Source organism: bacterium, from assembly GCA_014360495.1.
In the GTDB taxonomy this organism is placed as follows: Bacteria; Armatimonadota; JACIXR01; order JACIXR01; family JACIXR01; genus JACIXR01.
The window spans coordinates 123,835-134,957 of record JACIXR010000004.1; the positions used below are offsets into that span (position 1 = coordinate 123,835).

Below are 11,123 nucleotides of genomic sequence, written 5' to 3' on the forward strand. Positions count from 1 at the left end.
GTTATAAGGATAAGGATTCATAATGTCAAAACTATTTCCTCTGTGACCTTGCGAGTGAAAAGCTGTATCGGTATAATATTAATAAGAATGAGCCAGCAGTCGCCATTCCATTTTTTATTTGCCTTTATATTTTTACTCTCGTCCTTCTCATATCCCCAGAAAGAGGGGAAATGCAATTTATATCTTTTTGGACGGCAATTTGATAATATTGATTATTTCCTTGAAAACAACGATGTCTATCTCGCCCTTGATATATCTCCTCTTTCACCTCTCTTGAGAAATTCACAATTGAAAACCGTTAAGAGGGGAGGGAAAAACTATTACTCTCTCAACGAGCTAAAATGCGTTCAGAGCTTATCATGCAAGTGGGATGGGGAAAGGAAATGTGCGAACATCGCGATTAAATTAAAAAGGGAGAACATAATATGGGAGAGGAATCCCTCTGCCCTATCTTTTCAAATTACCTTGCCTATTCCCCTTTCGTTTGAAACCGGCATCCTTTCCAATCCCCCGAGGGCATTTGTTGATATCAAAGGTGCCCATCTTTACCCCGCTAAAATAGAGGAGGAGATAGGCGATAATTTAAAAATGAGAGTAGCCCAGCACGCAATATCCCCAGATATCGTTAGATTCGTTATAGACCTTCCTCCTTCCCCACCGAAAGTGGAGTTCTCTCCCTCTCCCTCAAAGCAGATAAAGATTTTCTTCCCCTCTCTTCTTTCGGGAAAGGGCAGTGGGTTGGAGGCAATTGAATTGAAAAAAGTGGATGAGGCTGTGGTAGCCTCCTTGAGATTAACCCAGCTCAGCGAATACAAAACCCTTCTCCTAAAGAATCCACCCCGGCTCGCCATAGATATTACGCCATCATATCTCTCCTCTTCTCTTTCCTGTCCCGAGACATTACCTCCCATATCTCAGGTTAGATGGTCACAATTCTCCAACGATCCACCTACTGTGAGGGTGGTATTTGATTTGGAGAGGGAGATTGGCGTGGATATAAGAAGCAAGCCCTCGCTTATAGAGATTAAATTCGGTTCCTTTTTCGAGAGGGATTTGAGGAAATTGGAAGATTTGAGAATCGTTATAGACCCTGGACACGGCGGTTCAGATTGTGGCGCGATAGGGACAAGTGGACTGATGGAGAAGGAAATCAACTTGGATATAGCTAAGAGGATAAAGAATCTTCTCCCGAACGTATTTCTTACCCGAGAGGAAGATGTGTATGTTTCTCTGCAAGGGAGGGTGGATTTTGCCACCCAAGTGAACGCGGATATATTCATAAGCATTCATAATAATGCCCTACCAAATGCGAAGGGGACGGGAACGGAGACCTATTATTTCCGAGAAGATAGCTTGGAGTTGGCACAATACATTCATAAGGCGCTCATTTCCAAGTTGGGACTTCCCGATGGAGGGGTAAGGAGGAGAGAATTTTATGTGATAAAGAACTCCCCCTGTCCATCTGTGCTGATAGAGGGAGCTTATATATCCAATCCTGAGGAAGAGAAGCTCTTGGCTAGCGAGGATTTTCGCCAGAAGATAGCCGAGGCGGTCGTTGAAGGATTGAAGCAATACTTTGGGAGGGAGAGATGAAGAGCAACAGAAAATTTGTTTTCCTTATCATCCTTCTTGTTGTTTTCATGAGCCTGGTTTTCTATATTCGTGCTAAGAAGGTTGTTAGGGAAAGGAGAATCTGGCAGGAAGTGGTGCTTTACCTTGCGGATTTTTCCTCTCCCAAAGGACCTTCACTCGTCCCCGTGAAGATGAAAGTGGAGAAGGAAGATGCATTGAATTCAGCCATAGAGCTTTTAATACATCCACCGCCTTATTTGAGAGGCGTTTCCTCCCCGTTGCCCAGGGGGACACGGCTCATCTCCGCTGAGGTCAAAGGGGATACCGCCTATCTCAATTTCTCAAAGGAGCTGAAGGATAATTTCCTCGGTGGTTCTACGAACGAAATGCTCGTCGTTTACGGCATTGTTAACACAGCTTGCTCAATAAACGGGATAAAGAGGGTTCAGATATTGATAGAGGGGAAAAACATAGAAAGCCTTGGTGGTCATCTTGAGATAATGGAGCCTTTGGAGCCGAATAGGGAAATAGTGAGATGAATAAACCGATAGGTATTTTTGACTCTGGAGTAGGTGGGCTAACCGTCGCTAAGGCTATATCCGAGATTCTGCCGAACGAATCTTTTCTCTATTTTGCCGATACGAAGAACCTCCCCTATGGGGAGCATTCACCAGAGGAAATTGAAGGTTTTGCCCTCCGCATAATCTCATTTCTCGTGAGCAGGGGAATCAAGTTGTTGGCGATAGCATGCAATTATTCCTCAGCCGTCGTTTTGGATAAGGCACGGCGAATTTATCCCTCCCTCCCCATCCTCGGCGTCTTGCAGGCGGGAGCGAGATTAGCGGTTTCTCAACCATTTGAGAGGATAGGTGTATTGGCTACGAGGGGAACGGTGAAAACGCGGATGTTCCCAAGGGAAATAAAGAATTTAAACCCTCAAATGAAAGTTTTACAGGCAAGTTGCCCGCCACTCGTCTCCCTCATAGAGAGCTTTGCACCTGAGTCAGAGATTCGCTCTGTCGTTAGGGATTGCCTGAAAAGATTGAAGAGAAAGGGAGTAGAGGCGTTGGTTTTGGGTTGCACACACTATCCCTTGGTGAGGGGAATAATAGAGGAGGAAATGGGAGGGGTAAAGATATTGGACCCAGCTGAGGAACTGGCGAGGGAGGTAAAAAGGATATTGGAGAAAGAGAATCTTATCTCGGATGATTGTCCAAAGCATCGTTTCTTTGTCTCGGGAGATGATAGCTCGCTGAGGAAATTTGTGCCCTCTCTTTTGGGAATTGATATAATAGAGATTGAACACCAAGATTTTGAAGGAGGTTTTTGATGTTGAGAATTGACGGAAGGAGCTACGACCAGCTGCGCCCTATCGTCTTTAAGAGGGGCGTGTCCAAGTATGCGGAGGGCTCCTGCTATATTGAACAGGGAGATACGAAGCTGATTTGCACCGCAACGATTGAGGATGAGAAGGTCCCTCAATTCCTTCGCGGCTCGGGAAGCGGCTGGATAACCGCTGAATATGGAATGCTCCCTCGCTCCACAAGAACTCGCATACCGAGGGAGAGCTCAAAGAGCTTTCCCATCGGTAGGGTGATGGAGATAAGGAGGATGATAGGGAGGAGCTTGAGAGCAGCCTTTGACCTTCAGAAGTTGGGAGAGCGAACCATCACCGTGGATTGCGATGTTTTAACTGCTGATGGAGGGACGAGATGCGCTGCTGTTAACGCAGGTTTTGTGGCGGTCGTTGAGGCTATGGATTATCTCAGAAATATGGGTGTTCTGAAAAGCATCCCGATATTGGATTTCATAGCCTCAATAAGCGCTGGGATAGTTATGGGGAAGGAGATGTTAGACCTCTGTTTCGAAGAGGATTCCACCGCTTCAGTGGATATGAATGTGGTGATGACGGAGAAAGGGAGGATAGTTGAATTGCAGGCAACAGCTGAGGGCGTTCCTTTCAGCAAGGAGCAGTTGGACCGTCTTTTGGAGATGGCGAGACCGGCCATACTTCACATAATAGCCCTTCAAAAAGCGGTTCTAAAGGATATCTTAGAGAAGAAAGGAGGTTGAAGAGTAAAAATGGGAAATTTTTGGACCAATTTCCAATTTTATGTGCCCTATCTCGTTATCGCTGATACCTTTTTGGCGCTACTCTCCATTTTCCTCATCCTATCCCTTGTAGGAAGAGTGAGGGAGACAAAGCGCCTCCTCAAGTGGCTTTCCGAGGCCGAAAGGGTAGAGGATGTGAGGTTGCTTCTTCAAAGACAGAGGGTTTTTATGGACGAGGTTGAGAGGAACTTCAATCACCTAAGGGAAAAACTTGAAGAGTTAAATATAAAACAACTTGATAACATCCAGAAGGTGGGTTTCATCCGCTTTGACGCCTTCAAGGATATAGGTGGTGAGCTGAGTTTTTCCCTCGCCTTGCTCAATGGAAAGAACGAGGGAGTTGTTATAAGCAGTCTGCACGGGAGGGAAGGTTCAAGGGTTTATGGGAAAACAGTAAAGGACGGTGTCTCCAGCTTCCCCCTTTCAGATGAGGAGAAGGAAGCAATAAAGAGGGCGTTGGGTGATTGAAGATGGCTGGAGAGGTTAAGAATGTATCTAAATCTGATGTAGACGAGAGGTTATCAGCCCTATTGAACAATGCGTCGGCGATTAGGGCTGTTGCCTCCTCCGTTGAGGGGACGATAGGTCCCAAGGGGCTGAACTGTATGCTTGTTGATAGGTTTGGTGATGTCGTGATTACGAACGATGGAGCGACGATATTGAGCAAGATAGAAGTGAATCATCCCGCTGGGAAGATGCTGATAAACGCGGCTAAGGCGCAGGATGAGGAAGTGGGGGATGGAACAACAACTGTAACCCTTCTTGCCTCAGCTCTCATCTCCGAGGGAGTTAATCAGGTCATAAGGGGAGTGCCAATCGCTAAGGTGATAGAGGGGATAAGAGTGGGGATAAAAAGGGCGATTTCTCTTTTGGAGAAGCACAGCAGACCGATAGAGGATTTCTCATCCCCTCTTTTGTATCGCGCCGCTTATGTTGCTGGGAGGGAAAACGAGGACATCGCTAGGATAGCGGTTGAGGCGGCGAAAATTATGGGGAAGGAGAAGCTTCTTGACCCTTCTTTCAAATTGAAAGATATGGTAGTGGCGAAGGAGGGAGCGGAAAACGAGGTGTTTCTGGGATTGATTATAGAGAAGGAAAGGATGAATCGGCAGATGCCACGCCGAGTTGAGCAAGCTCAAATCTTGGTCGTTGACGACGCCTTGGAGCCGGAGGAGATAGAGGATGACGCCCTCGCGACCGAGAGCGGTTTCAGGGAATATCAGAGGTTGAAGGAGGAATTCAAGAAAGGAATTGAAAAAATCATATCACTAGGAGTTAAGTTCGTAGCGGTTTCAAAGGGGGTGGATAGAGTAGCGGAGGAGATGCTGACGGATGCGGGTGTGATGGTTTTGAGGCGTCTTTCCAACAAGGATATAAGCAAGATATCGGAGCATACTGGTGCGAAGCCGATAAAGAGGACATCCCTGGCGAAGAGCAAGGAGGAGTTGCAGTCATTCCTTGGCTATGCCGATGTGATATATCACGACGAGAGATTGGAACATACACGGATAATAGGAGGGAAGGGCAAGCCTATGGCGACAATTCTCGTGGGTGCAGCAACGGAGGAGGTGAAGGAGGAAACGGAGAGGATTGCGAAGGACGCCGCAGCTGCTGTCCAGATGGCGATGAAGGGTGGGGTCTTGCCGGGAGGTGGAGCTATTGAGCTCTATGCGATAAAGGAGGTTCAGAAGGCGAGGGAGGAGATAAAGGGGATGGCTGTTTACGGGGTAGATTGCGTCATAGAGGCTCTCAAGAAGCCACTCACCCACATAGTCCTAAATGCCGGCTTCAATCCTCTTGAGAAAATCGGTGATGTCCTAGCCAGACAGGCTAAAGAGGATAACGACGCTTTGGCAATAGATTGCGATACGGGAGAGGTTGTGGATATGATGGAATTGGGGATAGTTGACCCAACTCCGGTGAAGATATTTGCCCTCAAGACAGCGGGAGAGCTCGCCGAGGCAATTCTGAGGATAAACATGATAATAAAGAAGAAGGAGGAACCACCATCTGAGGAAAAGGAGTCAACGGAAAAGGGGAACATTTGAAACAACTTGAAAGGAGGTTTAACAAACAATGATTAAAGGAAATAAGGAGGGTTTTTACCTCCTCCTTTTTCTCTTTTTCCCTTTTTTACTCTACTCCGCTCCCATTAAGTTGAGAATAGCAAATAAAACTAATGAAACCCTCCATCATAAGATAGTTTCTTACAACATCTCCCTTGCTAGCACTCCCAAGGTGATGGAAAATGGGGTTGAGGTGCCTGCCCAGTTCAATAAGGAAACTGGACAGCTTTTAATCCTCCTTCCCGGCATAACCAAGCCCAACGAGGAAAGGGAGCTTTTGCTCTATCCGGAGGAGAAACCGAGCGGAAAAACGGACCTCGCAGTTGAGGAGGGTAAGGATTACATAAAAATAAGCAATAGCTATTTCTCCGTTGTGCATCCGAAGAGGGGAAGCGGTGGTTTTCCCACTTTCATTTCCTTTTCGGTCTCGGGAAACAGGGAGCAATTCGTTTTTGAGGACCGCCTTTACGAGAAGAACGAGGGCTACTTCACCCTCAGAACTGACCCCGAATCCACTGCGAGGATTACCTCCAAAGGACCCTTGGAGGTAGTGGTTGAGGCAAGAGCTCGCTACTATTCTAACGGGCGTTATGCTCGGGGGAACGCAAGGGCGACCTATATTTATAGATATTTCGCCTATAGCCCATATGTTGAAGTATCAGCCAAGGTGGAGAAGGACGATGACTTTACGTGGAGCGAGCTCCACTTCCTACAGATTTCTCGCAAGGATAATTCATTTTTCCTCTGGGCAGGAGGAGAGCCCCTTAAACAGGGAAGATTTACGGATTCCCGTAAAGGGATTGGTTTAGATAGATGGGCTATGATGTTCAATACGGATGACGCCATAGGTCTCTATTCCGAAAAGGGCATCTCCCTTTATGATGGGCTTGATTATTATAACTACATTCAAGAGGTTCCCACTTCTTTTGAGGAAAAGGAGAGAAATCTTCACGCCTGGCTGTATCTCGGAGCTCCTCCGAGTAATCTTGAGGAAACGTTCAAGCCGGTAAAGGAGGTCAAAATGGAAATCAATCCAATTCCGATAGCTTCTCCTACTTATCATTCACCGAAATATAAGATTGAAAACGAGCATATAAGAATAGATTTAGCTTCTGAAGATGAGGGAATGGGGGTTGTGGGGTTGGTGAATAAATTGAGCGGTCAACCCTTCCTTGCCCTTCCGAGGGAGGTTAAACCCCTTATTTGGCGATTGATTTTCTCCAAGATGGGCAGCGACAATATAACGATTGATAATACTCAGCCAGCGAAGAGAAGCGTCAAAATAAATAAAGGTGAGAAGGAGGTTATCTGCGAATTGAGATGGTTGGGAATGGACCTCGGTGAAGAGAAGGGAGTGATTGATGTATCAGTTCAAATAGAGATTCCCATCAAATCCTCTCTCAGCTTCTGGCGGATTTCCGTTAAAAATAGGAGCAATGTATATGGACTTTGGGAAATTCATTTCCCCCTTCTTTATCCTTTAGGGAAATCTAAGGAGGTTGATGTCGCTGTTCCTCGCTCTAATTGGGGTTATCTTTATCATCAGCTTGAGGGGAGAGTTTCCGGCTATTATCCATCCTGTGATTGGCCAATGCAGTTTCTTTCCATAAATATGACAGATAGCGGTCTCTATCTGGCTTGCCATGACCCATCCGCTTGGACTAAGTCCTTCTTCTATAAGCCGGGGGATGAATTCTACTTCAATGTGAGGGCGGAGAATATGGGTGTTCCTGGCTCGGGATACGATTCTTTCAATTATGTAATTGGAGCCTTCAAGGGCGATTGGATTAAAGCCTGCAAGATTTATAGAGATTGGGCTGTGAAGAACGCTCCCTGGACGAGTAAAGGACCTCTTACGAAACGCGAGGATACGCCGAAAATAATAAAAGAGTTGGGGCTATGGATGTTAGGTGGTGGGACGAAAGACGAGGTAGTTCCAAATATGCTGAGGGCTCAGGAGTTCTTCCAGGTTCCTATTGGCATCCATTGGTATAATTGGCATCAAATAGGTTTTGATACGGAATATCCCAATTACTTCCCCTACAAGCCGGGCTTCCCCGAGGGAGTGAAGGAGCTCACGAAGAGGGGAATGATAGCGATGCCATATATCAATGGCAGGCTTTGGGATTCATCTTTGGATAGCTTCAAGAACGAGGCTATCAGATGGTGCGCCAAGCAGGTGAATGGTCAACCCTATATTGAGGTTTATAATCCTCAGGTCAAGCATGCAGTGATGTGCCCCGCGACTAAGTTCTGGCAGGATAAGATAAACTCCATAGTGGAAAGGCTTATAAAGGAGTGCGGTGTGAACGCTATTTATATTGACCAGATTGGAGCGGCGGGCTCGGTTCTCTGCTTTGATAAATATCATGGGCATCCCCTGGGTGGTGGTGGCTACTGGGTGTCGGGATATAGGGAATTGTTGAGGAGGGTGAAGGAGAAATGCGCTGGCAAGGTTGTAATAACCACCGAGAACAATGCTGAGCCCTATATGGACGGCGTTGATGCTTTCCTAATCTGGAATCCTCGCCATCCCAACGAAATACCGATGATGACGGCTGTGTATAGCGGTTACACAATCTATTTTTCCAGCCCAACTCATGGGTTCAGCGACAAATTGTCCTTTGCTATGGTTCAAGGAAGGGATTTCATCTGGGGATGCCAGCTGGGTTGGATGGGATTTGAACTCCTCTCGCCCGAGCATATAGATAAAGCGAAGTTCTTGAAGATGCTTGGTAAGTATAGAATGGCTTCGCTTAAATACATAATCTATGGTGAGCTCCTGGGCGAGATAAAGCCCCTAAACGAAGTCCCAATGGTTGAGGGTAAATGGTTTATGTGGGGTGGGGGAACTTTAACTGCTCAGCTTCCCTCCGTTATGGGGACATATTGGAAGGGCTCTGATGGAACGGTCGGCGCTTTGATTGTGAATGTCAGCGATAAGGAGCGTGTGTTTTCCTTTGCCTATCCTAAGGAATTACTGGGAGGCGCAAGGGCTCTTGTGAGCGAGATAATGCCCGAGGGGAAGAAGCCCTTTCCCATTCCCAGCAAGCCCAACCGAATAAGCCTTTCTCTTCCTCCCTTCTCGGTGAAGGTCTTGGAATTCAAGCCGCTCAAAGAGAGGGAGAAGGTTTCCCTAACCTCCATTTACAAATCCATCATCGCGAACGATTTGCATTGGGATTTGGAGTTAGATAAGCCCGTTGTGGCAGAGGGAGAGAGATACGATATAGTTTTCAAGGCAAGGGCGAGCAAGCCTTTGCGATTACATCTGGAACTGGAAGGGGAGAGATTCCCGATTCAAATTGATGGAAAGAGGGAAAGCAAGCTCTTAATTTCCAAAACGGCTCCCGAGGTTTCATCAGCTGAGATTGTGCCCATAAGGGGAAAATTGTCGCTGGGAGATAATCAGATGATAGAAATCGTCTCATCCATAACCGTTTTGCCGAAGTATTCAATCAATCTCTCAGCCCGGGATTTAAGGGCGGGAGAGGAGTCTTATCTGAGAATCTCGCTTAAAAATAATTCTTCCCAACATCGTTCGGCTCGCCTCTTCCTTATCCTGCCTAAGGGATGGGAGTGTGAACCATCTGAGAGCTGGGAGGTGAATCTGCCAGCGGGAGAGGAGATAATTTGCTTGGCAAAGATTTTCGTTCCCTCCGATTTCCCCGCAGGCGAGGCGAAGATAAAAGCTTATTTAGGGGAGCAATCAACCGAGTTGAAGGTCAAAGTCCTCCCACCTTCTCCCCTTGCTGAATGCCCTTATTTCAAACCGACCTCTGAAGATTTTAGCGATTTGAAACAATTTCAGCCATTGACGATTAGCGGAGAGGGAGTGAAAATAAAGGATTGGCGAGGAGAGGAAGATATAATGGGGAGAGCTTGGGTTGCTTGGGATGAGGAGAATTTCTATTTTCTCTGTGAGGTTCAAGACGATGTTTTTCATCAACCCTATTCGGGGAAGGATATTTGGGAGGCAGATTGCATTCAGATTGCTTTTCGTCCGATGGGAGTGGCGAGGGAACCTGAATATAGGGGAGTATATGAGTTTGGCTTAGCGAAGGTGAAGGAGGGAGATATCATATATCAGTGGGAACCCAAAGAAGGGAATGTTAGTTCAGGGAGCTGTAGGATAAATAGGAGTGGGAATCTCACTATTTATCAGCTATCCATACCTTTTAAAGCAATTGGCATTGATAAAGTGGAGCCAGGCAAGGAAATAGGATGGGCTTTCACGATAAATGAGAACGACGGCGAAGGCTTTAGGGGGTGGCTTGAATGGGCGGGAGGCATTTGCGGAGGAAAAGACGCCTCCCTTTTCGGAAAGTTGATTTTCAAAAAGTGAATCTTTAAAATCCATATTTGCAATTGGAGAAGAACTGAAGATTCGGCTTTTCTGGAAATTGGAAGTGAGTTGAAAGGAGTAAAAAGCTTTCATATAAAAGGGATTTTGGGGAATGGCGAGATGAGAAGGGAACAGCAAGTGGAAGATTCTTTAGCAGGGAAGAGGTGATAATTTCCGGCATAGAACCCAAGCTGGGAAGGAAAGTGCAAGCTTTTGAAGAGGTTTTCTATTTCGCTAAGCCTATTTCGCCAAGTGCCAAGGAGGTTAGCTTCATCTACGAGCTATTCCTTTCACCACATACGGTTTATTCCTGCAGTTTTGATAATATAAAGCTTTAAAGTGAGGTGGTTTATAAAATGTGGAGAAACGGCTTTATCAGGGTGAGAGGGCTGATTATCGTTGTGGTTATTTTCTTTCTTTTGCTTTGGGGCGCTTTCATCTATAAAAGTTTGGCGAGCTTAACGAATCCCAAAGCAAGGTGTGAATATGTGGGGGCGGGACATTATGAGGATAGGCTCTACGGTTTCTCATTTGACCTCCCAATGGCAAGTTACATTCACAAGTCAGAGTTGAAAAAGCAAATTTCCAAGCCCCAGCGAATTGCTGTGATTGGTGGGCTGTTTGCGAAATCCCCTGGGTTGGGAGACTTTCTACGAGAATTTTCCTTTGCGCAGGGAAGGCGAAGCCAGAGTGTAGACATTGTTGCTTCCTTCCAAGTATATGATGACTGCTATAAAGGGTTTCAGAAAGGTAATCCTTTATAATGGGAAGGCATATTTAATGGATGTGCGTGTTTTGGCGATGGGGAAGAGCAAGCCGAGAGAAGAGGATATGGGTGGAATCTGAACCCTTCAAGAATCCTGCCCCTGAAGAATTGATGCTATTAAACCAGCTATCGCCGGAGCTCCTGGCTTTGAAAAATAAAGTCGTAAACACCCTTCCGAAATTCGCAAAGGATTGATAAGGGCGGGCTTGATTTCCTCCGTGTATTTCTACTACAATGATTTTTAAATCTATTATATTTTTTA

The 11,123-nt window shown here is 46.2% G+C and carries 10 protein-coding genes; all 10 read left to right on the forward strand.

Features of this window, described 5'->3' with window-relative positions:
- Nucleotides 1–87: 87 nt before the first annotated feature.
- The 10 genes from H5T88_04470 (at nucleotide 88) to H5T88_04515 (ending at nucleotide 11,056) form a co-directional block, all read left to right on the forward strand.
- Nucleotides 88–1,593, forward strand: coding sequence for an N-acetylmuramoyl-L-alanine amidase (locus H5T88_04470; GenBank protein ID MBC7329595.1), 1,506 nt, complete (start codon nucleotides 88–90; stop codon nucleotides 1,591–1,593).
- A complete protein-coding gene (locus H5T88_04475; protein ID MBC7329596.1) occupies nucleotides 1,590–2,111 on the forward strand; it encodes a GerMN domain-containing protein in 522 nt (173 codons plus the stop codon). Before H5T88_04470 ends, H5T88_04475 begins: the two co-directional genes overlap by 4 nt.
- Nucleotides 2,108–2,902, forward strand: coding sequence for a glutamate racemase (gene murI, locus H5T88_04480; protein ID MBC7329597.1), 795 nt, complete (start codon nucleotides 2,108–2,110; stop codon nucleotides 2,900–2,902). The genes H5T88_04475 and murI overlap by 4 nt, the downstream gene beginning before the upstream one ends.
- 2 nt (nucleotides 2,903–2,904) lie before the next feature.
- Nucleotides 2,905–3,645, forward strand: coding sequence for a ribonuclease PH (rph, locus tag H5T88_04485; GenBank protein MBC7329598.1), 741 nt, complete (start codon nucleotides 2,905–2,907; stop codon nucleotides 3,643–3,645).
- A gap of 9 nt (nucleotides 3,646–3,654) precedes the next feature.
- Nucleotides 3,655–4,152, forward strand: coding sequence for a DUF4446 family protein (locus tag H5T88_04490; protein MBC7329599.1), 498 nt, complete (start codon nucleotides 3,655–3,657; stop codon nucleotides 4,150–4,152).
- 2 nt (nucleotides 4,153–4,154) lie between these two features.
- Nucleotides 4,155–5,732 (forward strand): TCP-1/cpn60 chaperonin family protein, encoded by a 1,578-nt coding sequence (locus tag H5T88_04495; protein MBC7329600.1) that lies wholly within the window; start codon nucleotides 4,155–4,157, stop codon nucleotides 5,730–5,732.
- Nucleotides 5,733–5,760: 28 nt separating this feature from the next.
- Complete coding sequence (locus H5T88_04500) at nucleotides 5,761–10,095, forward strand: hypothetical protein (protein MBC7329601.1); 4,335 nt, start codon at nucleotides 5,761–5,763, stop codon at nucleotides 10,093–10,095.
- Between the two features lie 164 nt (nucleotides 10,096–10,259).
- The gene (locus tag H5T88_04505; GenBank protein ID MBC7329602.1) at nucleotides 10,260–10,433 is read left to right on the forward strand and encodes a hypothetical protein; all 174 of its coding nucleotides are present in this window, start codon (nucleotides 10,260–10,262) and stop codon (nucleotides 10,431–10,433) included.
- A gap of 18 nt (nucleotides 10,434–10,451) precedes the next feature.
- On the forward strand, nucleotides 10,452–10,859 hold the full coding sequence (locus H5T88_04510; protein MBC7329603.1) for a hypothetical protein: 408 nt from the start codon (nucleotides 10,452–10,454) through the stop codon (nucleotides 10,857–10,859).
- Nucleotides 10,860–10,879: 20 nt separating this feature from the next.
- Entirely contained in the window at nucleotides 10,880–11,056 is a 177-nt protein-coding gene (locus H5T88_04515) for a hypothetical protein (protein MBC7329604.1), read from the forward strand.
- Nucleotides 11,057–11,123 lie beyond the last annotated feature (67 nt).